At 71.2% G+C, this 20525-nt stretch carries 20 protein-coding genes and 1 pseudogene; 11 read left to right on the forward strand and 10 right to left on the reverse strand.

Annotation, left to right across the window (positions count from 1 at the left end; translation table 11 throughout):
* Positions 1 to 24: 24 nt before the first annotated feature.
* Entirely contained in the window at positions 25 to 699 is a 675-nt protein-coding gene (locus tag ACWDUZ_RS01810; protein ID WP_451629759.1) for a CBS domain-containing protein, read from the reverse strand.
* Between the two features lie 618 nt (positions 700 to 1317).
* On the opposite strand from ACWDUZ_RS01810, the gene ACWDUZ_RS01815 reads away from it, so the two are divergent.
* Positions 1318 to 2214 carry a universal stress protein gene (locus ACWDUZ_RS01815; RefSeq protein WP_451629760.1) on the forward strand — a complete coding sequence of 299 codons (897 nt, stop codon included), beginning with the start codon at positions 1318 to 1320 and terminating at the stop codon, positions 2212 to 2214.
* A gap of 334 nt (positions 2215 to 2548) precedes the next feature.
* Entirely contained in the window at positions 2549 to 3601 is a 1053-nt protein-coding gene (locus ACWDUZ_RS01820) for a class I fructose-bisphosphate aldolase (RefSeq protein WP_451629761.1), read from the forward strand.
* Positions 3602 to 3683: 82 nt separating this feature from the next.
* Here the strand turns inward: ACWDUZ_RS01820 and ACWDUZ_RS01825 are convergent, their stop codons facing one another.
* On the reverse strand, positions 3684 to 4442 hold the full coding sequence (locus ACWDUZ_RS01825) for a CBS domain-containing protein (RefSeq protein ID WP_451629762.1): 759 nt from the start codon (positions 4440 to 4442) through the stop codon (positions 3684 to 3686).
* Between the two features lie 373 nt (positions 4443 to 4815).
* Between ACWDUZ_RS01825 and ACWDUZ_RS01830 the strand changes: the two genes are divergently transcribed.
* Entirely contained in the window at positions 4816 to 5142 is a 327-nt protein-coding gene (locus tag ACWDUZ_RS01830; RefSeq protein ID WP_451629763.1) for a hypothetical protein, read from the forward strand.
* Between the two features lie 645 nt (positions 5143 to 5787).
* Positions 5788 to 6126, forward strand: a complete 339-nt coding sequence (locus ACWDUZ_RS01835; RefSeq protein ID WP_451629764.1) for a cupin domain-containing protein — start codon at positions 5788 to 5790, stop codon at positions 6124 to 6126.
* A gap of 109 nt (positions 6127 to 6235) precedes the next feature.
* Here the strand turns inward: ACWDUZ_RS01835 and ACWDUZ_RS01840 are convergent, their stop codons facing one another.
* The 4 genes from ACWDUZ_RS01840 to ACWDUZ_RS01855 all read right to left on the reverse strand — a co-directional run bounded on the left by ACWDUZ_RS01840 (position 6236) and on the right by ACWDUZ_RS01855 (position 11255).
* Positions 6236 to 7252, reverse strand: a complete 1017-nt coding sequence (locus ACWDUZ_RS01840; protein WP_451629765.1) for an Acg family FMN-binding oxidoreductase — start codon at positions 7250 to 7252, stop codon at positions 6236 to 6238.
* A gap of 198 nt (positions 7253 to 7450) precedes the next feature.
* Positions 7451 to 7657, reverse strand: coding sequence for a hypothetical protein (locus ACWDUZ_RS01845; protein WP_451629766.1), 207 nt, complete (start codon positions 7655 to 7657; stop codon positions 7451 to 7453).
* A complete protein-coding gene (gene ppdK / locus ACWDUZ_RS01850; protein ID WP_451629767.1) occupies positions 7654 to 10338 on the reverse strand; it encodes a pyruvate, phosphate dikinase in 2685 nt (894 codons plus the stop codon). The genes ACWDUZ_RS01845 and ppdK overlap by 4 nt, the downstream gene beginning before the upstream one ends.
* Positions 10339 to 10352: 14 nt before the next feature.
* Positions 10353 to 11255: a universal stress protein gene (locus ACWDUZ_RS01855; RefSeq protein WP_451629768.1), complete on the reverse strand. Its 903-nt coding sequence runs from the start codon at positions 11253 to 11255 to the stop codon at positions 10353 to 10355.
* A 520-nt stretch (positions 11256 to 11775) separates the two neighbouring features.
* On the opposite strand from ACWDUZ_RS01855, the pseudogene ACWDUZ_RS01860 reads away from it, so the two are divergent.
* The 3 genes and pseudogenes from ACWDUZ_RS01860 to ACWDUZ_RS01870 all read left to right on the forward strand — a co-directional run.
* Positions 11776 to 12060, forward strand: a pseudogene (locus ACWDUZ_RS01860) (PAS domain S-box protein); the annotation flags it as partial.
* 34 nt (positions 12061 to 12094) lie between these two features.
* The gene (locus tag ACWDUZ_RS01865) at positions 12095 to 12805 is read left to right on the forward strand and encodes a PP2C family protein-serine/threonine phosphatase (protein WP_451629769.1); all 711 of its coding nucleotides are present in this window, start codon (positions 12095 to 12097) and stop codon (positions 12803 to 12805) included.
* Between the two features lie 438 nt (positions 12806 to 13243).
* On the forward strand, positions 13244 to 14245 hold the full coding sequence (locus tag ACWDUZ_RS01870) for a ferritin family protein (RefSeq protein WP_451629770.1): 1002 nt from the start codon (positions 13244 to 13246) through the stop codon (positions 14243 to 14245).
* A gap of 163 nt (positions 14246 to 14408) precedes the next feature.
* On the opposite strand, the gene ACWDUZ_RS01875 is transcribed toward ACWDUZ_RS01870, so the two are convergent.
* From ACWDUZ_RS01875 to ACWDUZ_RS01890, 4 genes are all read right to left on the reverse strand, one after another.
* The gene (locus tag ACWDUZ_RS01875; RefSeq protein ID WP_451629771.1) at positions 14409 to 15101 is read right to left on the reverse strand and encodes a response regulator; all 693 of its coding nucleotides are present in this window, start codon (positions 15099 to 15101) and stop codon (positions 14409 to 14411) included.
* Positions 15102 to 15304: 203 nt separating this feature from the next.
* On the reverse strand, positions 15305 to 15745 hold the full coding sequence (locus ACWDUZ_RS01880; RefSeq protein WP_451629772.1) for a pyridoxamine 5'-phosphate oxidase family protein: 441 nt from the start codon (positions 15743 to 15745) through the stop codon (positions 15305 to 15307).
* Between the two features lie 278 nt (positions 15746 to 16023).
* Positions 16024 to 16707 carry a CBS domain-containing protein gene (locus ACWDUZ_RS01885; RefSeq protein ID WP_451629773.1) on the reverse strand — a complete coding sequence of 228 codons (684 nt, stop codon included), beginning with the start codon at positions 16705 to 16707 and terminating at the stop codon, positions 16024 to 16026.
* A 556-nt stretch (positions 16708 to 17263) separates the two neighbouring features.
* On the reverse strand, positions 17264 to 18229 hold the full coding sequence (locus ACWDUZ_RS01890) for a pirin family protein (RefSeq protein WP_451629774.1): 966 nt from the start codon (positions 18227 to 18229) through the stop codon (positions 17264 to 17266).
* Positions 18230 to 18403: 174 nt separating this feature from the next.
* On the opposite strand from ACWDUZ_RS01890, the gene ACWDUZ_RS01895 reads away from it, so the two are divergent.
* The 4 genes from ACWDUZ_RS01895 to ACWDUZ_RS01910 all read left to right on the forward strand — a co-directional run bounded on the left by ACWDUZ_RS01895 (position 18404) and on the right by ACWDUZ_RS01910 (position 20498).
* Positions 18404 to 18895, forward strand: a complete 492-nt coding sequence (locus tag ACWDUZ_RS01895) for a MarR family winged helix-turn-helix transcriptional regulator (RefSeq protein WP_451629775.1) — start codon at positions 18404 to 18406, stop codon at positions 18893 to 18895.
* Positions 18892 to 19359 (forward strand): MarR family transcriptional regulator, encoded by a 468-nt coding sequence (locus tag ACWDUZ_RS01900; protein WP_451629776.1) that lies wholly within the window; start codon positions 18892 to 18894, stop codon positions 19357 to 19359. Before ACWDUZ_RS01895 ends, ACWDUZ_RS01900 begins: the two co-directional genes overlap by 4 nt.
* 93 nt (positions 19360 to 19452) lie before the next feature.
* Positions 19453 to 19800 (forward strand): tetratricopeptide repeat protein, encoded by a 348-nt coding sequence (locus ACWDUZ_RS01905; RefSeq protein ID WP_451629777.1) that lies wholly within the window; start codon positions 19453 to 19455, stop codon positions 19798 to 19800.
* Between the two features lie 53 nt (positions 19801 to 19853).
* A complete protein-coding gene (locus ACWDUZ_RS01910) occupies positions 19854 to 20498 on the forward strand; it encodes a peptide deformylase (protein ID WP_451629778.1) in 645 nt (214 codons plus the stop codon).
* The last annotated feature ends 27 nt before the right edge of the window (positions 20499 to 20525 follow it).

The raw sequence follows: 20525 nt of genomic DNA on the forward strand, positions 1-20525 counted from the left end.
CCGGGGCGGTCGATCGGTCCGGGCTCATGGGGCGGTCGGGTGACGTCGGGCGTCATCGGTCCGGTAGGCGATGTGCGCGGAGACCGAGACGACGCCGTCCACGCTCCGGCACAACCGCTCGATGACGGGGATCAGGGTCTTGAACTCGACAGATCCGCCGAGGGTGACCTGTCCCTCACGTACCTCGACCGTCACCTGTTCGGGGGCGAGGCCCAACGTCCCCTGGAGCACGTCCCGAGTGATCTCGTCGTGAATGGCGTCGTCGCGGCGCAGGAAGATCCGCAGCAGGTCGCCGCGACTGAGGATGCCCTGCAACGTGTCCGTCTCGTCCACCACGGGCAGCCGCTTGACGTTGTGGACCTCCATCAGACGGGCTGCCTCGACCACACTCCACTCCGGGCGTGCGCACACCGCGGGGGCCGACATCAGTTCCTCGGCCCTGGCTCCCTCGGCCTTGGCCCGCTCCCAGGCCTCGAGGTGCGGAACAGGTGTCCGGCCGGACGGGTCGGCCTGGTCCGCGCACTTGCGCAAGAGGTCTGCCTCGGACACCACACCCATCGGGCGGTCCAACTGGTCCACCACCGGCACCGCGGTGACATCCTTCTCCGCCAGCAGCCTGACGATCTCCTTGAAGGGCATGTCACGCCGGGCCCGGACGACGTCCCGGGTCATGAGCTCTCCGACCGTTCGGTGGTGCATGTGCGCACTCCCCTTCCGGGTGGTGACCATCGCTCGCGCTCAGGTGTCCGCGGTGTCAGGCGCACGAGAGACCCGCTCAGGTCCGTTGCGGTCCGCCGGCGGTCCCGAAGACCGGGCCGCCGGTGAACCGCGCATCCGCTGCGGCACCCCTCGCGTCGGTGTGTCGCGCCTGTGGCACGTCGAACACAGCCACATTGTCAGGGATTGCCGGTCCTCAGGCGATCTCATCGTGCTCGCGCGGCTCCGCGTCCTTCCTCCGGAACCACATCGAAACGGATGCGCAAACCGTCAGGGATCCCAGCCGCCGGACCGGTCCTCGACCTCCTCGTGATCAGGTCCCCGTCGCAGGACGGTACGAGGAGCCGGGGCGTCGTGCTGCCGAACGGGTGAAGGGCAGGTAACGACGCCGCGGCACCGCCGCAGGGCAGTGGGGGACCGAAGCCCAACGACGCCCCGATCAACCCCAGGACCGCTTCTCGGAGGCCGATCAGGTCCGCCGTGGGGCCGTACGCCACCTGCGACCGCGGGCCACTCGGCCCCTGCCGCCGTGTCCGCTCCGGTGACACCGTGGTAGCGGGCCGCTCCGCGCCCCTCATCGACCGCAAGGAGGTCCTGGTCATGCCCCGTACCGTGACCGTCGGAGTGGACGGCTCGCCCGAAAGCATGGCCGCAGCCGAGTGGGCCGCCCGCGAAGCCCGGCGGCGGAACCTGCCGCTGCATCTGGTGCACGCCTGGGACTGGCAGCCGTACGCCCAGCCGGTACCCGACGATGCGACGCACCGGCACTGGGGTGGGCGCGTCCTGCGTGAGGCTGCCGAGCAGCTGCGCGAGAGCCACCCCGATCTGGAGATCACTTCGGAGCGGGTGGCGCAGCCTCCCGTGACGGCGTTGCTCGCTGCGTCCTCCGATGCCGACCCGCTGGTCATCGGGTCCAGGAGACTGAGCGGTGTCGCCGGATTCCTGGTCGGTTCCGTCGGGCTGGCCCTCGCGGCACAGGCGGGCCGGCCCGTCGTCCTCGTCCGCTCCTGCGCGCGCGCCGAGGACGAGCACCAGTCGGACGCGGACGGTCGTCCCTCGACCGTCACGCCGTACCGGGACGTCGTCCTGGGCCTGGGCCACGGGCGCCCCGACGAGGCGGTCGTCACGTTCGCGTTCGAGGCCGCCGCCCGGCGTGCGGCCCGGCTGCGCGTCGTGCACGGCTGGAGTCCGCAACCCTACGTCGCCCACGGCCTTCTGGTCGATCCTGCACTGAACGACGAGCTGGCCCGCCAGGAGGCGGGTGCCGTCGAGGAGCTCCTGGCGCCCTGGCGCGAGAAGTTCCCCGGCGTGGAGGTCCTCGAGCAGACCGCGGTCGGCAGCGCCGGCGCCCACCTGGTGGACGCCGCGGCCGATGCCTCGCTGGTCGTCGTCGGACGCCGCATCCGGCACGCCTCGCTCGGCGCCCGGATCGGGCCCGTCGCCCATGCCGTGCTGCACCACGCCACGGCGCCGGTCGCGGTGGTCCCGCACGGCTGACCGCCTGCACCGGTGATCGGGTCGGCCGCAGCCGCGCCGGGGGCCCGCGCGGGGTCCCGGGCGATCGGGCCTTGCGAGGTCATCTCCGACCCGAAGAGCAGCCGTCCACCGCCGACCCACAGGCCAGTGCCATGATCATTGCAGTCGTCCTGATCCAACTGCTGATTCTGACCCGCGCCTTGTACGACACAGCCCGCCTGCTGCCCCGTGCAATGAGTGCCGGACGGTCCTCTGCCGCCGGCCTGTCGACACCTGGTGGACTCACATGAACCCAGCGGTTCGGGGGAACCCGGGTGACGCCTTCGGCGTTCCGAACTACCGGAGAGGCGAGCCGATGACCGACATCCAGGGCTTGCTGGGCGACGAGGCCGCAGACCTGCTGGCGTACACCGCCCGAGGGATCCCCAAGGAAGACCTGGTGCTCCCGGGGCGGGACTTCGTCGACCGGAGCGTGGCCGCGACCGACCGCTCACCCCGGGTCCTGCGCAACCTGCAATCCCTCTTCGACCACGGCCGTCTGGCCGGTACGGGGCATGTGTCGATCCTGCCGGTCGACCAGGGCATCGAGCACTCCGCGGCCTCCGCATTCGCCGCGAACCCCCGCTGTCTCGATCCCAAGAACATCGTCGAGCTCGCCATCGAGGGCGGCTGCAACGCCGTCGCCAGCACGCTCGGCGTGCTCGGGGCCGTGTCACGGCGGTACGCCCACAAGATCCCTTTCATCGTCAAACTCAACCACAACGAGTTGCTGACCTACCCCAACCACTACGACCAGATCATGTTCGGCACCGTCGAGCAGTGCTTCGACCTGGGCGCGGCCGGCGTCGGCGCGACGGTCTACTTCGGCTCGCAGGAGTCCGACCGACAGTTGCAGGAGGTCAGCGCGGTCTTCGCGCACGCCCACGCGCTGGGCATGTTCACCGTGCTGTGGTGCTATCTGCGCAACCCCGCGTTCAAGAAGGACACAGTGGACTACGCGGTGTCGGCCGACCTCACCGGACAGGCCAATCACCTCGGTGTGACCATCGAGGCCGACATCGTCAAGCAGAAGCAGCCGGAGAACAACGGCGGCTATCCGGCTCTGGACTTCGGCAGGACCGACCCGCGCCTGTACGACAGGCTCACCACCGATCACCCGATCGATCTCACTCGCTGGCAGGTGGCCACCTGCTACATGGGCCGGGTCTGCCTGATCAACAGCGGTGGCGCATCGGCCGGCCAAGGGGACCTCGCACAGGCCGTACGGACCGCGGTGATCAACAAACGGGCCGGCGGCACCGGACTCATCACCGGTCGCAAAGCCTTCCAGCGGCCCACCGAGGAGGGCGTGGAGCTCCTGCACGCCGTTCAGGACGTCTACCTCGACGACAGCGTCACCGTCGCCTGACCAGGGCGGCACCCGTCACCGAGGTGAGGTCGCGCCCCGCGCGTGCTCCCACAGGTCCGCGCCCTCCGCCGTACGAGCCCTCTCAGGCTCCGCGCAGCCAGTCGCCGGCCCTCTCCTGCGTGGCACCGTCGTCGAACCCGCCGCCTTGCGTCGCGCCGCCGTCGAGCCTCATCCGTGAATCGTCGAGCCGGTGTGTGAGTCTGTCGACGACGTCGACCACGCCGTCGATCTGCCGGGCCATCGACACGGCGATCTCGGTCTCGCTCCTGCGTTCCATGCGGCCTTCCAGGGTGACGACACCCTCGGTCACCCAGACTCCGATGCTGCGCGGGGCCAGCCCCAGGGCACCCACCAGCACCTCTCGGACGACCTCCTCGCGGATCTCGGTGTCGGGCCGCAGAAAGACCCGCAACAGGTCACGCCGGGTGACAATGCCGACGAGCCTGTCCTCCTCGTCGATCACCAGCAGCCGCTCCACCTGTCGCTCGGCCATCGTCCGGGCGGCCTCCACTATGGAGTCGTCGGCGTGCACGGTGACGGGCGGCTCCGTCATCAGCTGACCGGCGGTGCGAGCCTTCGCCTTGACCGCCTGGCGCCGGGCAGTCATCGTCAGCAGTGCGCGGAAGTGACGGCCCAGGTCACCACGGCCCGGCGCAAGTGCCTGGCGCGTCATCAGGTCCGTTTCCGAGATCACCCCGATGACGTGCTCGTCCTCGTCCACCACCGGAAGGCCGCTGATCTCGTGGTCGGCGAGCATGCGGGCGACCTCCTTGAACGGGGTGCCGTACTCGGCCCGGACGACATCGTCCGTCATCACCGAACCGATCTTGTTGTGCTTCATGTCCGTCTCCTCCTCAGCCCGGTCGGCACAGAGGACAGCCTCCGGAACCGGCTTCTGCCCCGGACAGTTCGAGCATCCAGCGGCGCGGGCCTTCAGCCATGGGCTCTCCGGGGGTGGCCCTGGGGCCGGTCGGCCCTAATCTCCTCCGGCCGGCAAGGTCTGGACCGTCCCGTCTGCGGACGGGACTCGGGAAGCCGCGGGAGTGGATGCGGTCGACCGGGCCACGGCTGGTCGTCGTGCTCGAGGGGCGGGACTGCGCCACCTACACGCTGTTCGTGCTCATCGGCCCCCACAACGCTGCCGACGTGAATGAGGATGTGATCACGCAGCAGACGGAGGGTCTCTATCAGGCGATCCGGCCAGGTGGGATCGTATGAGACCGCTCCGCCCGGCACAGCCGGGTCGGCGTGTCGGCCGGCTGTTGGCCCTGACCGGCGTCATCGGCCGGCTCGCGTCCTTCGAGCTCACCGTCGACGACTGGCGACTGCTGAAGAACCTTGGTCCGGGCGGTCACCATCGCCCTGTTCCGGTACGTCACGTTGCGCAACCTCAAGCACGGCATCATCCCGTCCCGGCGGCCGGCCGGAGCAGGCTCGCGCTCGCACCGGAGACGCACCGGATGCTCGTGGCCGCCTGGTACGACGTGATCGCCGTCCCCGTCCTGACGCGCTTCTCGCCGTACTGGAGCAGCCTGCTGTGACCGGGCCGCCAGGCCCCGCGCATCGGGACCTTCGGCCCATCCGCACCCGGGAGGCAAAAAATTAGGCTTGCCTGAGTAGCTCTGAAGAGGCAGGTGGAGAGTGAGGGCACACGCATGGCGACGACAGACCGTGACCAGCCACTCTCCAGGAACGCACCGACCCCCGGTGCCGGACTGGAAGTGTCCCGCATGCCCGGCCACTGGCTCCTGGCCCGCCTCGGCAAGCGTGTCCTGCGCCCCGGCGGCCTGGAGCTGACCCGCTGGATGCTCGACACCCTCGCCGTCGGCCCCGACGACCGGGTGGTGGAGCTCGCCGCCGGACTGGGAGCCACCGCCCCGTTGATCCTCGCGCGCACGCCGGCCGCCTACACCGCCGTCGACCGCGATCCCGCCGCGGTGGCCCGGCTGGAGGCCCTCACCGCGCCCGGGCCGACCGAGATCCGCGCGGTCCGAACCGCGCCGCCTCGTCGCCGACGAAGGACTGTTCCGGGCCCTCGGTATCGCCGGCCGCGCCCTGCGCGACCCGTCGGCCCTGCGGCGCGTGCTGCACATGCGCAGCGTCTTCCGCCGTCACCGGGACCACCTGGGCGCCATCGGCCTGCTTGCCGTGCCGACCGCGCCAGCACAGTGAGGAGATCCCCTTCCATGCCCACGACCGTGATCCAGGACCTGGCCGCCGAGCTGCCCCTGCCCGAGGACGGCACCCTCAGCCGCGTCCTGTACCGCGACGACCGGCTCCGTGTGGTCGGCTTCGCCTTCGCCACCGGCCAGGAACTGACGGAACACACCTCGGCCCTGCCCGTGGTCATCCAGGTCATCCAGGGCCGTCTCGCCCTCGTACTGGGCGACGAGAAGACCGAGGCGACGCCTGGCACCTGGGTCCACCTGCCCGCCCGGCTGCCGCACACCGTCCGAGCCCTCGAGCCCACGATCATGCTGCTCACCATGCTGCCCGCCGCGGCCGGCGGCTCCGCGGACACATGATCGTCCATCCGAAGGGGCAGCGTCAGGCCGAGCAGTCCTCGGATGTCCCTGATCATGCGCCGACGGACCCAGGCCGGGCGCCGCGCCAGAGCCACACCCACCACACCGATCAGTCGCCGTGCCACCCCTGCTGGACCACCTCGAGGACATCCCGCACAGGGCGACGGGGCGTGGGGGGTCCCTGCGGTCCGTAGCCCAGGCGCAGCACCATCTGTACGTGGCCTGTGCCCGCCACCGGATCACGGGCCAGCAGGCGCAGGTCCGAGCTCTCCAGGGCGTGAGAGGTCAGCGAGGTGGCAAGCCCTGCGCAGGTCGCCTCCAGCAGGACACTCTCCAGTGCCTGCCCCGCGCGCAGCCAGTCGGCGGGGGTGTCGCCCGGTGTGCTCAGCAGCGCCAGGTGCGGGTTCTTCTCGAAGGCGGTGGCGCCGCGGTCGGCCACGGGACGGCGGCCGGCGAAGTCGCGCAGCGGAGCCCTGCCGTCCCGCATCCGGGGCCCGAACGCGTACTCGGGGACGCCGTCGGTCGCGATGCCCGCCTCCGGGCCCAGTCGGGTCCAGTGGTGCAGGTCCTCCATGCGTTCGGGACTCAGGGCGTCACGGCTCTCCGCGTCGTGGACCAGGTCGAGCACGGTCTCCACGTGCCAGGGCCCGGGGAACAGCAGTTGGGCGCCCTCTTGGCCGGCTGCCCGCCGCAATGCGGCTCGCACGTCCTCTGGGATGTCCTTCTCGTCGAAGGGGTGACGGCTGGTGTGCCGCCGGCGGATCGCGGGGTGCAGCCGCGACAGATCGTCCTCGTCCGGTGCCGCGCCGCGCGCCTCGTGCAGCTGGACGGTGGCGAGCAGGAGCGGCTCCGTGGGATCGGGCAGCAGCCGGACGGCCGGGGTGAACCCGGAGTGCGCGGCGGCTACGCGCAGATTGAACAGCGCCGCTCCGCAACCGATGTACAACGCTCGGTTGCCGGGGTCCGAGCGAGGCATGGCCCGGTCGAGATCGGCCATCAGCAGCAGGACACGCTCGCTCGCCAGGAAGCGGAAGCGCCACGGCTGCGCGTTGTGCATGGAAGGAGCGGTCACGGCCTCGGCGACCAGCTCGGCCACCGTCTTCGCGTCCAACGGCCGTGTGTCCATCGCGCCCTCCTCACACACCACGCAGCCCCGGCTCACCCGGCGAGTACCCCCGGAGGGCACTCGCACGTTTCGGGATCGGCTTCGAAGTCGGCCGTTCTCATGCCCCGGCTCGAGCCGGTTCACCTCGGTGAGCCGGTTGCCGATGCACGCCCTGAGACGTCGGGCAGGACGACGGGTCCGGGCGAACTCGGCGACCGGTCACGGCAAGCAGTGCGGCGTGCGGCCCACCGTCGGCCCGATGTCCTTGGCAGCGGCCCGTTCGACGGCAGCGGCCCGTTCGGCGGTGTCGCAGCCGGTGGACCGCTGGGCGATCAGCCGGGTGCCGCCCTCGGCGAAGCGAGCGCAGGACCTCGGCGTCCAAGGTCCGTGCCGTTGACGCCGTACGGCCCTGAGCAGGACCGTCACCGGCTGTCGCTGGTCTCCGCGTCTGTGAGGGCCGCTCGCCCCGCCTCCAGGCGGGCTGCCGGGATGCGGAAGGGCGAGCAGGAGACGTAGTCGAGGCCGGCCCGGTGGAAGAAGTGGATGGACTCCGGGTCGCCGCCGTGCTCTCCGCACACCCCGGTCTCCAGCCCCGGGTGTGCGCGACGGCCCGCTTCGGCGGCAAGCCGCACGAGCCTGCCGACGCCTTCCTGGTCGATCGTCTCGAAGGGGGACACGCTGAAAACGCCTTTTTCCAGGTACAACGGGAAGAAGGACGCCTCGGCGTCGTCGCGGGACAACCCCCAGGTCGTCTGGGTGAGGTCGTTGGTGCCGAAGGAGAAGAAGTCGGCGGCTTCGGCGATGCGGGCGGCGGTGAGGGCCGCACGGGGCAGTTCGATCATTGTGCCGATCGGGAGGTCCAGGGACTCGCCCGTCTCGGCCGCGACCTCCGCGAGCACGCGCTCGGCATCGGTCCGGGCCAGCCGCAGTTCCTCGGCCGTTCCGACGAGCGGGACCATGATCTCGGCGCACGGTCGGCCGCCTTCAGCCCGACGGCGGGCGACGGCCTCCGCGATCGCCCTGACCTGCATCGCCATGAGGCCCGGAACGGCCAGCCCGAGCCGTACGCCGCGCAGGCCCAGCATCGGGTTCTGCTCGTGCATGTGCTCGACGGCGTCGAGCAGTTCGCGGTCGTGGACGTCCGGATGAGTGGCGCTCGCCAGGCGGACGGCCAGCTCCGTGCGGTCGGGGAGGAACTCGTGCAGCGGCGGGTCGATGAGACGGATGGTCACCGGCAGCCCGTCCATCGCTTCCAGGATGCCGATGAAGTCCGCCCGCTGCAGCGGCAGCAGGGCCGCCAGCGCTTCCTCGCGTACGGTCTCCTCGCGGGCGAGGATCATCGCCTCGACCAGCGCCCGACGGTCGCCGAGGAACATGTGCTCGGTGCGGCACAGGCCGATGCCTTGGGCGCCGAGCCGGCGGGCATGTGCGGCGTCCTCGGGTGTGTCGGCGTTGGCCCGTACCTCCAGGCGGCGGACGGAGTCCGCGTGGGCGAGGGCTACGAGCACCGCCCCGGTCAGCGGGCCGGTGCTCTCACCGGTCTCCAGCGCGCGGCCGACGTCGGAGGCGGTCAGCGGGAGCGCGCCGAGATGCACGGTGCCGGCGGAGCCGTCGACGGACACGATGTCGCCCTCGCGAACGACGACTCCGGTGTCCGTCGTGAGCCGGCGGGCCACCGGATCGACGGTGAGCGACTCGGCCCCGCACACGCACACCTTGCCCATGCCGCGTGCGACGACGGCGGCGTGGCTGGTCTTGCCGCCGCGGCTGGTGAGGACGGCCTGAGCGGCGATCATCCCCGGCAGGTCGTCGGGGGTCGTCTCGCGGCGTACGAGGACGACCTGCTGTCCGGCGGCGGCTCGGCGCCGTGCCTCGGCGGAGTCGAAGACGACGGCCCCGACCGCCGCGCCGGGTGAGGCGGGGACACCGTGGGCGAGGGGCACGTCGGTGGGGGTGGTGGCGAAGCGGGGGAACATCAGCCGGGTCAGCTCGGCCCCGTCGACGCGGGCCAGCGCCTCGTCGGACGTGATCGTCTTCTCCTCGCACAGGTCATGGGCGATGCGGAAGGCGGCCTCCGCAGTGCGCTTGCCGACCCGTGTCTGGAGGATCCACAGCCGGCCGCGTTCGACGGTGAACTCGACGTCGCACAGGTCGCGGTAGTGGTTCTCGAGCCTGCGCAGATGGTCGCCGAGTTCGATGTAGGAGCGGGGATCGAGGATCTTCAACTCGTCCAGGGGTACCGCGTCGCGCACGCCGGCGACGACGTCCTCGCCCTGGGCGTCGGGCAGGTAGTCGCCGTACGTGCCGCGGGCGCCGGTGGCCGGGTCGCGGGTGAAGGCGACGCCGGTTCCGGAGTCGCGGCCGAGGTTGCCGAACACCATCGCCTGGACGGTGACGGCGGTGCCGAGGTCGTCGGGGATGTGCTCGCGACGGCGGTAGACGCGGGCGCGTTCACCGTTCCAGGAGTCGAAGACCGCGCAGATGGCGCGCTGGAGTTGCTCGACCGGTTCCTGGGGGAAGTCCTCACCCGTCTCCCGGTGGATGATCGACTTGAACTCCTCGGTGAGCTGCGCCAGTTCCCCGGCGTCCAGATCGTGGTCGTCGCGCGTTCCGCGCTGTGCCTTGTGCGCTGCGACGGACTGTTCGAACAGGTCGCCGTCGACGCCCATCACCGTGCGACCGAACATGTGCACGAGCCGCCGGTAGGAGTCCCAGGCGAACCTCTCCTGCCCGGACGTCTTGGCGAGGCCGGCGACCGACTCGTCGTTGAGGCCGATGTCGAGAATGGTCTCCATCATGCCGGGCATGGAGAACCGCGCGCCGGATCGTACGGACACCAGCAGGGGGTCGTCGGCCGCGCCGAGGGTGCGGCCCATGGTGCGTTCGAGCCCGGCGAGGGCACGGGCCTGTTCGATGCCGAGTTCCGGTGGCTCCTGCCCCGTCGCGAGGTAGACCTTGCACGCCTCGGTGGTGATGGTGAAGCCCGGCGGCACGGGCAGGCCGAGCCCGGTCATCTCGGCCAGGCCGGCTCCCTTGCCACCGAGCAGGTCGGCCATCTCCCGGCTGCCTTCGGCGAATTCGTACACGTACTTCGTCGGTGTGCTCATCGCACTCGGGCCTCTCATTCGTGGGGGACGACGGCCAGCGGGCAGCCGACGTGGTGGATGGCGGCACGGGTGACGGGACCGATGCGTGGGAGTGTCGGTCGCTCGGACAGGCGGCGGCCCACGACGAGCAGGCTCGCGGCGGAGGCGGCGCGGACCAGAGCGGTGGAGGCCTTGCCCTCCACGACGGTCTCCAGCACCTCGGTCTCGGGGTATTTCTCGCGCCACGCCTTCAGTACGGCGGACAGGAACTGCTGCCACTCCTCGGCCCGCTCGGGATCGCTGACCAGACCGATCTCGCCGGGGCCGAGGCCGATCGCGGACGGTGACTGCCAGGCGTGCACGACACGCAGCCGGGCCTGCCGTAGCCGGGCCGCCTCGAACGCGGACTCGATCACCTCGTCGCAGGCATCGGCGACGTCGATTCCAAGGACGACATCGCGATAGCCGGTCCGGGTGGACGGGCTCTCGTCGTCCGCCGGGAAGTGTTCGTCCTCGGCCTCCTCCCCCGTGCGTACGAGAACGACGGGACGCGTCGCCCTCGCTGCCACTTCCAGAGCGACCGAACCGACCAGAAGTCCGGTGATGCCACTCAGGCCACGCGAACCCAGCACCAGCAACTCCGCCCCCTCGGCGGCCTTCAGCAAAGCCGCGGCCGCCGGACCCTCGACCTGCTCGTCGGTGAGGCGCACCCCGGGGGCGGTGGCGCGGATGTGCTCCTCCGCCTCCCGCAGGACCCGCCGCGCCAGATGCCTCTGCCCGGCGTTCGTCGGCTGGCCGTCCGTCTGACGGGGATGCCAGTTCCAGGCGTGCACCAGTCGCAACGGACGGTCACGACGCACGGCCTCGCGGGCTGCCCACTCGACAGCGGCAAGACTCTCGGCCGATCCGTCCACTCCGGCGATGACGGGCGAAAGCATGGTGCGCACCTCCTGCGCTTCGGTCTGCTCGTCACTGCCAGCGTCTTACCGCAGACACGTGGTGGATATGGGCCGCACGGTCTCCCCCAGGCCCATTCGGCCCCAGCGCCCGGGCGGGCGGCCGACACGGTGGTGCAGGGGTGGTTCCTGCTGGTCAGCGAAGGCGGATCGCCGTGGACCGTGTCATTCATTCGTACGGCGACGGGTGTGCCCGGCGTGCCCTCGATGGGCGACGAAGCCATCGGCCGCACGACGTCGACCGTGCCCGCCCTCGCCGCCACCTCTGCCTGCCCCGGGGTACCCGTACCCGCCGATCCCGCACGCGCCGCAGCCCATGCGCCGCGTTCCCCTGGGTCCTGCTCGGCGTGGACGCACATCGTCCAGCGAACGCGGCCGTCGGTTTCGCCCAGGGAAGGCTCTCCATCGCACGGCCTTGGGACGTATGTGCCGGATGCCCGTAATCGGCCCATACTAGGACAAGAGCTGCAAGTACTTCAGTGTGACGTGCGAAGCGGTCATGATGCCCGATGTTCAGACGAAGGCAGGCGCAGGCGGGGACGAACGGCCAGGGACCTGGTGGGACGTTCTCCCCGTGGCGCTGATCGTCTCCGACGGCACGGGGCGGATCGTGCCGTGGGCGATGGCCGCCTCGGAGCTGCTCGGGTACAGCGCCGAGGACGTCCTGGGCCGTGACGCGATCGACCTTGTCGTGGCCGACAGCCGCCCGGCGGCCCGTCTGCTGCGCAGGGCGGTGGCGGAGGGCCGGAGCGTGACGGGGGCGCTGCCCTTCCGGCACAAGAACGGATCCCGCCGTCGAACTGGAGGTGTGGGGCTGCCCGGTGACCAGTCGTCCGGGCGAGGCCTGGGGGATGCTGAGTCTGGCCGCCGACGCCCGCGCTGCCCGGCGGGCCCGGGGGACCGGCGCCTTGCTGGACGGTCTCTTCGTCCGCTCCCCGGTGGGCCTGGCCGTCTTCGACACCCACCTGCGGTTTCAGCAGATCAACCCGGCGCCGGCCCTGGTCATCGGCGACGTCATGGGCCACGGCATCACGGCCGCCGCCGTCATGGGACAGAGGCGCACCACCGTGCGTGCCCTCACCCGCCTGGACCCGCCCCCCGCTCAGCTCCTGCACCACCTCGACCACGCCCTGCAGGAACTCGACGACCCGGTCCTGGCCACCTGCCTGTATGGCGTGTGCGACGCCACCACCGGCACCTGCTCCTTCGCCCGTGCCGGTCACCCTCCGCCCGCCGTCATCACCCCCGACGGCACCAGTCGGCTGCTCGAGATGCCCTCCGGCGCACCGCTGGGGATCGGCGGCATCACCTACACCACCAGCGAGTACGCGCTCGCCCCCGGCAGCATTCTCGTCCTCTACACCGACGGGCTGATCGAAGCCCGCGGCTGCGACCTGGACCAGCGCCTGGCCCGACTCACCCACCTCCTCTCCGGCAGCCGGCACTCTCTCAACGGACTGTGCGATCTGCTCCTCGCCGACCTCGCCCCCATCCTGCCCAGGACGACATCGCCGTCCTCGCCGTCCGTATAGGCACCCGTCGGCCGAACGAAGCCGGCCGGCCGGCCGACCGGCGTGAGCGAGGCACGCACACGCGGCGGCGCCCACGCACCCCGAGCGACGTCGCGCGCTCGAGTGCCGGGCGGCTCGGCCGTCTCAGGGTGAGCACAGGCCCGGCCAGGCCGTTGGCGGTGCGGCGAGTTCCGTCACCGACCGCACTGTGTCCGGCTTCTCCGGTCTCCGGGCGCGGTGGCGGCACATCTCCGGATCTTCTCGGGCCGTTCTGCGCGCTTCTGAGGTCCCGCATGCGTGGAAAGTGCCACCTCACGCCAGTCGTCGTGGACAGTTGTAGCGCGGTCTCGTCACTGTCCGAATTCACTCGACCGGTTTACGTGAAGCGGCAGGAGCGCAGGTGGGCGGGTGGCATGGGGAGGGGCGCTCGTACGCACGGGTGCCCCGAAAGGAGGACACATGTTCCGCCACTCGATGCGCACGATCCTGGTCAGCCTGTGCGCACTGACCGCCGCGTCCCAGGCGGCCACAGCCGTGGCTCTTGCCGTTCCGGCCGATCAACTCCCGACGTCCCGCGCCGCCGCGCGGGCTCCCCACGCTCAGACTCTTGCCGATCTGACCACCGCGATGAAGGGTGAGGCGTACGCGTACGCCTCCTACAGCCTCTACGCGGCCCAAGCCGACGCCCAGAACGGGCCGGCCGACGGCAAGCTCGCCCGCCAGGCTCAGACGGCTGTCGGCCAGCTGTTCAGCACCACGGCGCAGACCGAGCTGAACGAGCACCTGCACGAAGCGGCCGCCCTGGCCGATGTCGTCGGCACGAACGCGGCCAACCTGCGCCAGGCCATCAACGGCGAGACCTACGAGCACCAGGTCATGTACCGGGGCTTCGCCGAGCAGGCCCGCAAGGACGGAGACCTCGAGGCCGCCGATCTGTTCAGCGAGATCGCCTCGGACGAGGGCCGCCACCGCGACGCCTACCGCACCGCGCTGACGGTCGTGACCACCGGCCGCGGCACCATCCCGGCACCGCAGACAGCCTCCACGGTGTCGGTGCCCGCCGGTATGCCGAAGGTGAAAGCCGCCCGCACCAAGGCCAACCTCGACACCGCCCTGCACGGCGAGGCACTCGCCCACGCCAAGTACATGCTCTACGCCGCCAAGGCCAGGCAGACCGGCAACGCCGCGCTGGCCCGGCTGTTCCAGGGCACCGCCGGGGTCGAGCTGCACGAGCACTTCGCCGAGGAGGCGGTCCAGGCCGGCCTGGTCCACCCGACCAGGACGAACCTGCGCACGGCTATCACCGGGGAGCGCACCGAAGCGACCACCCTGTATCCGGGGTTCGCCAAGCAGGCCGACGCCGTCGGCGACACCGCCGCCGCCCGCTTCTTCCGCGACACGGCCGCCGACGAGGCCAAACACGCGGCCGCGTTCCAGCGGGCGCTCGACCAGCTGAAGTGACGCCGGCTGAGCCGCGAGACCGGCCGGACAGTCGGCAAGGACGTCCGGCCGGTCGGTGCTCCCCACGAGCCGACGTGGCACTGCCTGCCGCATTGCCTCCGGAACGAGGACGGGCCAGGCGATGCGGGCAGCCGGCGTGGGAGTTCATCGCCGGTCCGGGACCTCAGTGCCCTTCCTGCCTCTGCCGGTCCTGGACCTGCGTGGCGATGACCGCGGCCTGGATACGGCGCTCCACACCGAGCTTGGCGAGCAGGCGGGAGATGTGGTTCTTCACCGTCTTCTCGGCGAGGTACAGCCGCTGGCCGATCTGGCGGTTGGTGAGGCCCTCGCCGATCAGCGCGAGGATCTCCCTCTCCCGCTCGGTCAGACCACCCAGCCCGTCCGGCTCCTCTTCGTGCTGCCGGCCGCCACGCAGCCGGGCCATCAGCTTGGTGGTGGCGCTGGGGTCCAGCAGGGACTGGCCGGCGGCGACGGTGCGTACGGCGGACACCAGGTCCGAGCCCTGGATCTGCTTGAGGACGTACCCGGAGGCGCCCGCCATGATCGAGTCCAGCAGAGCCTCCTCATCATCGAAGGAGGTCAGCATCAGACAGGCGAGCTCGGGCATCTTCGAGCGCAGTTCCCGGCACACGGTCACACCGTCGCCGTCGGGCAGGCGGACGTCCAGCACCGCCACCTGCGGGCGCAACGCGGGGACACGCACCAGGGCCCGCTCCACCGTGCCGGCCTCGCCGATCACCTCGATGTCCGACTCGTCGTTGAGCAGGTCGCGCACTCCACGCCGTACCACCTCGTGGTCGTCCAGCAGGAAGACCCGGATCGGGTTGTCGGGGCCGGGCTGCTTGCTGTCCGCCATCACTGCTCCCTGGTTCCGCGAGTCTCGTCGGTGTCCACTTGTCAACCGTATCGGTGTTCGTAGGGAGATCCTGGTCGGATCCCGGCCGAAGGGCGAGGGCCGGTCGGCCCTGTTTCCCCGGAGATCCGCAGTCGAGGGTCGCGCATCCTGATGGTCGTCGGCGGCAGAGGCCCTTTGGCGGGTACCCGACCTGGCACCGGCGCTCAGGCGGAGAGGTGCAAGCCGTACATCGTGCGACCGCGGACGAGTTCCCGCCCGGTGACCAGTTCCGGCTCGATACGTACGAAGACCTCCTGGGGTGAGGGAACCCAGGAACGCGGACCGATCCGTTCCAGTCGCTCCAGCTCGGCCGTATCGGTCGGGATCACGGCCCGACCGGTGACGACGACGCTCCAGCCCGAGCAGGCGACCGCGTCCACCACGTCCGCCTCGAAGGCGACGACAGCGCCGTCGACCGCACGGGCCAGCCGCGAGCTCGCTGAGGTGCGCAGCAGCACCGCCCCGTCACCGTCCACTACGAAGTTGACCGGCACGACCGCGGGCAGGGCCCGGCACGTGTAGACGATTCGGCCCACAGGGACCGTGGCCAGCAGGCCCAGGCACTCCTGGCGGCCGAGTTCCCGGAAACCATCGTTGGGGTACATGAGTCAACCCGTCTTTCGCCCGGTGGAGGATCTGCGTTCCATGGTGAGCACGGCGTCGGCCGGGCGTGAGGGACCACCGGTCCCACCCTCACCGGAGACCGGCCGAGGCAGCGTGGCAGCCGATGCGGGCCGACCGGCCCTTCCGCCGCGCCCATCGTCCCGGCTCCCCTTCGACCATGGCGGACACCCTCATCGGGTTCGCGCCCTCTCACACCGAACGTGCCATCGGCGCAGCCGCCGCCGTCGAACTGCGACCCGGCCCCTCCACGACGGACCGGTCAGGCCCCGCCTTCCGGTGCGGCCGGCGCGTCGGACCGGGGCCCGCCCGTGAGCCGGGGCTCGACGTCCACCACACCCTCCACGGCGCGGGCGAGGCGCGCCGCGACCGAGACGAGCGAGGTGTCGCGGACCTGCCCGCGGAGGGTGACGACTCCCTCGTGCACCGTGACATGGATGGTGTGGCTGAGGGCAGGGAACAGGCAGGAGACAACGGTGCGGCGCACCTCCTCCTCGATGTCCTCGTCGGACCGCAGGAACACCTTCAGCAGATCGGCGCGGCTGACGATGCCCCGCAGCATGCCCTCGCCGTCGACCACCGGGAGCCGTTTGACGCGCCTGACGGCCATGGTCCTGGCCGCCTGGGCCAGGGTGGCGTCGTGGTGCACCGTGACGGCGGGCGTGCTCATGAGTTCCCCGGCGGTCACAGCTCCTGCTTTGGCGAGGTCGGACAGGCGCTGACGCTGCTCGAAGAGGCTTGTGACGCCTTCACGGAACTCCTCCTTGGGCAGCAGGTCGGCTTCGGACACCACACCGATGACGCGGCCGTCACCCTCCAGGACCGGCAGCGCGCTGACCTTCCACTGCTCCATGGTCTGGACGATCTCCTTGAAGGACGCGTCGCGCCCGACGGCCACCACCGCCTGAGTCATCACATCGCTCACGATGTGCGGAGTGTCAGGCATGCCCAGCGTCTCCTCCCCGGCCGTGCGGGCGACGGACGAGCCGCGCGTCCTTCAGCTCTCCTCGGCCGTATGACTCCACCTTCGCCACAATCCGGCGTCCCGCAACCTGGCGGACGGGCCTGCGGTCCCGTGACATGGGCGACCGGAGGTCGGCCGCGTAGGACCACGGCTGCCATGCGCGCCGGTTGGCCCGTCACATCGTGTGGAACTCCGGCAATCGACAGGTTGAGTGCCGAATCGCCCTGCCGGAGTGGACTCGGTCGCCCGCCGGGCCGGAATCCGTCCGGTGGCCACCCGGCCTGCGAGACCATCCCCACCGCCGCGGAGGTGGGAGACGAACCACTCACCTCGATCTGATGTCCTGTCAGTGGAGTGAGCGAAGGGTCGGCGGGAGTCCCGCCACTGCCCCCACGGACGGACACACCGTGGTATGGCGCGGCACCGGCATCGAGTGTGCCGCATACCCAGCCACCCTCGCGCACACGAGGGGACCACGGGAGACGACGCACGACGGCAGATCGACTGCGCTCACCTGTCCTTCAGCGGTTTCCGCAGGTCAGCGCACCCTTCCCCGCGGCTTCAGCGTCGTCGCCGGCAGTTCAGGTGCACGCAGCGGATCCCCGTCGTACCCCTTCACCTCCCCGAACCGCGTCCCGTCCATCCAGTCCCTGCGGGCCTCTACGATCTCCTCCTGCGACCGTCCGATCCAGTTCCAGAACATGATCAGCTCCTCCTCGAAGGGCTCGCCGCCCAGGAGCATGAGGCCCGCGTCGGACTCGGCGCGCAGAGGGAGTTCGCCGCGGCCGCAGCCCAGGTAGAGCATCGAGCCGGGCAGCAGTGGCACCTCGTCGACGTGGGCCTCGCCGGACATGGACAGCACGGCGTACTCGAAGTCGGGCTCCAGCGGGAGGCGTACGTCCGCACCGCGGGTGAGGGCCAGGTCGGCGCCGATGATCGGGGTGTAGGTGGTGCCGGGTGAGGTGGCGCCGTCGAGGTCGCCGAGGATCAGCCGGGCGGCCAGGCCGGGTGCCGTGACGGTGGGCAGGTCGGCGTGGTGCTCGAAGTGCGGGTCGGTCCGGCGGTGGGCGTCCGGGAGCGCGACCCAGAGTTGTGCGCCGTACAGGAAGCGGGCGTGCGACCGGGGGCTCTCCTCCGAGTGGCTGATGGCCCGGCCGGAGGTCATCAGACCCAGTTCGCCGGGGCGGATCAGCTGGAGGCTGCCGGTCGAGTCGCGGTGCAGCACCTCTCCCTCGTGCAGCCAACTCACCGTCTGCAGGCCCATGTGCGGGTGCGGGGGCACCTGCATGCCGGGCTCGTCGGCGATGTCGTCCGGGCCGTAGTGATCGACGAAGCACCAGGCGCCGACCATGCGACGGCCCAGGTTGGGCAGCAGCCGTCGGACCTCCGTGGACTCGCCGAGCGTGACATGGCGCGGGCTGAGAAGTTCGCGCACCGGCTCCGCCACCACGAAACCACGGCCGCCGCACACGGCGGGGACCGCTTCGCGGTCGAGATTGCTCATGGCCACAACCTAGTCCCGGCGCAGCGGTTCCGTCAGGCCGTCACGCGGGGCCCCGTGAGGCGCGGGCCGGTCTCCGCCCTCGGCGAGCCGCCACCGCGCCCGCGCGCCCCCGGAAGAGACAGCGACCGAGACAGATAGTAGCCATGTACATAGTAGCCATGTACGGTATCTTCCATGGGTACGACATCCGAGAGCGCGACGCCCGGATTTCTGGTCTGGCGTCTGTCCATGAAGTGGCGCGTGGCGGTCGACCGCGCCGTCGCCCCACTGGGGCTGACCCACGCCCAGTACTCGCTGGTGGCATCGCTGTACGGCATGCAGCGCTCCGGGCTGCGCCCCAGCCAGCGGCGCCTGGCGGACCACACCGGGCTGGAGCCCCTCTACGTGTCCAAGCTGGCGCGCGGCCTGGAGTCCGCGGGGCTGATCGAGCGCACCCGGGACCCGAAGGACCCGCGCGCCGTCCAGCTCGCACTCACCGAGCGCGGCCGGGATGTCACCGGTCGGGCGATCGAGGTCGTCCAGGGGCTCCTGCGGCAGCTGCTGGCGCCCCTCGGCGGCCCCGGCAGCCCACGCGCACAGGCGTTCTCCCGCGAGCTGGCGACCCTGCTCGACGCACCTCTTGACCCGTTCGGCCAGAACAACGAGCCCGAGAAGGAGCAGTCATGACCACCACCTCCCCCGCCTCCACACCCGCCGCCTCCCCGGCCATGGACAGCCGCCTCATCGGCGTGGCCCACTACGCCGCGCGAGCTGTGCTGGAGAAGGTGCTCTCCCGCCACCAGGTCACCTTCCAGGAGATGGTGACCCTGCGGCCGGTCGCCGTCGCCGACGGCCCCGTCGAGCACGACCGACTGGTGGGCCGTACCGCCGCCGCCCTCAAGGCCGACGAGGCCGAAGTGCGCGAGGTCGTCGGGCGGCTGATCGCCAAGGGGCTGCTGGCGGCCGAGGGTCCGCGGCTGCGGATCACCGACGCCGGGCGGACGTTCTACGCCGGGGCGAGCGCCGAGACGGCCGAGATCTCCGCCCGCATCTACACCGGCATCCCCGCCGAGGACCTGGCGGCCGCTGCCCGCGTCCTGACCACGGTCACCGAGCGGGCCGACGCGGAGCTCGCCGCACTCACCGCCTGACCTCCGGCTCCGGTCCTCCGGACAGCCCCCCTTCCCGCATGGTGGAATATTCAACTACCCGCCTCGGTTCCGGTACACCGAAGGAGGTCATGCGTGAACACGACGTACTACGACCACGGAACACCGGCCGAGCGCTGGGAGCGCGCGCAGCTGTTCTTCGACGCCAGGGACTACGCCGGAGCGGCCCGCGTCCTGGACGGACTGGTCGAGGAGGTGCCGGAGCAGACCGGACCGCGGCTGCTGCTGGCTCGCGCCTACTACCACTCGGCCCAGTTGCGCCGCGCCGAGACCGAGCTGCGGGTCATCGTGGAGCGTGACCCGGTGGAGCACTACGCACGGCTGATGCTCGGGCGCACCCTCCAACGGCAGGGACGCCACGAGGAGGCCGCGCCGCACCTGCGCATCGCCTCGGCATTCGCGGGTGAGTTCACGGACGTGTGAGCAGGAAGGTGACGGTGCGACGGGTCCGGTAGGGGCCGTGGCATGCTGGCGCGATGGAACGTCCCCATGCGCCCGCGCCCGTCGCCGAGCGGGTCGAGGAACTTCTCGCGGCGGGCGGGCCGTTGCCCGTGGTGACGGCCGGTCATCCGGTGCTGCGGCGCGGCGCCGAGCCGTTCGACGGCCAACTGGAGCCGGCGCTGCTGGCCAGGTTCGTCGAGGCGCTGCGCGTCACCATGCACGCGGCGCCCGGCGTGGGACTGGCCGCACCCCAGGTGGGTGTTCCGCTGCGGATCGCCGTCCTGGAGGATCCGGCGCCGGTTGAAGAGGAGGTGCGACGGGCCCGGCGGCGGGTGCCCCAACCGTTCCGCGTGCTGGTCAACCCGTCGTACGAGCCGGTCGGCGCGGCACGGGCCGCGTTCTACGAGGGCTGCCTCAGCGTGCCGGGCTGGCAGGCGGTGGTGGCCCGCCACGCCGAGGTGCGGCTGCGCGCGCAGGACGAGCAGGGCCGGCCGGTGGACGAGGTGTTCACCGGCTGGCCCGCCCGTATCGTGCAGCACGAGACCGATCATCTCGACGGCATCCTCTACCTCGACCGCGCCGAGCTGCGCTCCCTGTCCTCGAACGAGACGCTGGGCGCGCGCTGGGCGCAGCCGACCCCCGATAAGGCGGCGCGGGCCCTCGGGTTCGAGCTGCCGTGAGGGAGGCTCGAGCCGCGGTGACGGGCC

The sequence above is a fragment of the Streptomyces sp. NPDC003393 genome (assembly GCF_053589015.1).

What these genes read in the sequence shown, in the direction of transcription:
- ACWDUZ_RS01810 (WP_451629759.1), bottom strand. Translation starts at nt 699, where the DNA reads ATGCACCACCGAACGGTCGGAGAGCTCATGACCCGGGACGTCGTCCGG.
- ACWDUZ_RS01815 (WP_451629760.1), top strand. Translation starts at nt 1,318, where the DNA reads ATGCCCCGTACCGTGACCGTCGGAGTGGACGGCTCGCCCGAAAGCATG.
- ACWDUZ_RS01820 (WP_451629761.1), top strand. Translation starts at nt 2,549, where the DNA reads ATGACCGACATCCAGGGCTTGCTGGGCGACGAGGCCGCAGACCTGCTG.
- ACWDUZ_RS01825 (WP_451629762.1), bottom strand. Translation starts at nt 4,442, where the DNA reads ATGAAGCACAACAAGATCGGTTCGGTGATGACGGACGATGTCGTCCGG.
- ACWDUZ_RS01830 (WP_451629763.1), top strand. Translation starts at nt 4,816, where the DNA reads ATGAGACCGCTCCGCCCGGCACAGCCGGGTCGGCGTGTCGGCCGGCTG.
- ACWDUZ_RS01835 (WP_451629764.1), top strand. Translation starts at nt 5,788, where the DNA reads ATGCCCACGACCGTGATCCAGGACCTGGCCGCCGAGCTGCCCCTGCCC.
- ACWDUZ_RS01840 (WP_451629765.1), bottom strand. Translation starts at nt 7,252, where the DNA reads ATGGACACACGGCCGTTGGACGCGAAGACGGTGGCCGAGCTGGTCGCC.
- ppdK (WP_451629767.1), bottom strand. Translation starts at nt 10,338, where the DNA reads ATGAGCACACCGACGAAGTACGTGTACGAATTCGCCGAAGGCAGCCGG.
- ACWDUZ_RS01855 (WP_451629768.1), bottom strand. Translation starts at nt 11,255, where the DNA reads ATGCTTTCGCCCGTCATCGCCGGAGTGGACGGATCGGCCGAGAGTCTT.
- ACWDUZ_RS01870 (WP_451629770.1), top strand. Translation starts at nt 13,244, where the DNA reads ATGTTCCGCCACTCGATGCGCACGATCCTGGTCAGCCTGTGCGCACTG.
- ACWDUZ_RS01875 (WP_451629771.1), bottom strand. Translation starts at nt 15,101, where the DNA reads ATGGCGGACAGCAAGCAGCCCGGCCCCGACAACCCGATCCGGGTCTTC.
- ACWDUZ_RS01880 (WP_451629772.1), bottom strand. Translation starts at nt 15,745, where the DNA reads ATGTACCCCAACGATGGTTTCCGGGAACTCGGCCGCCAGGAGTGCCTG.
- ACWDUZ_RS01885 (WP_451629773.1), bottom strand. Translation starts at nt 16,707, where the DNA reads ATGCCTGACACTCCGCACATCGTGAGCGATGTGATGACTCAGGCGGTG.
- ACWDUZ_RS01890 (WP_451629774.1), bottom strand. Translation starts at nt 18,229, where the DNA reads ATGAGCAATCTCGACCGCGAAGCGGTCCCCGCCGTGTGCGGCGGCCGT.
- ACWDUZ_RS01895 (WP_451629775.1), top strand. Translation starts at nt 18,404, where the DNA reads ATGGGTACGACATCCGAGAGCGCGACGCCCGGATTTCTGGTCTGGCGT.
- ACWDUZ_RS01900 (WP_451629776.1), top strand. Translation starts at nt 18,892, where the DNA reads ATGACCACCACCTCCCCCGCCTCCACACCCGCCGCCTCCCCGGCCATG.
- ACWDUZ_RS01910 (WP_451629778.1), top strand. Translation starts at nt 19,854, where the DNA reads ATGGAACGTCCCCATGCGCCCGCGCCCGTCGCCGAGCGGGTCGAGGAA.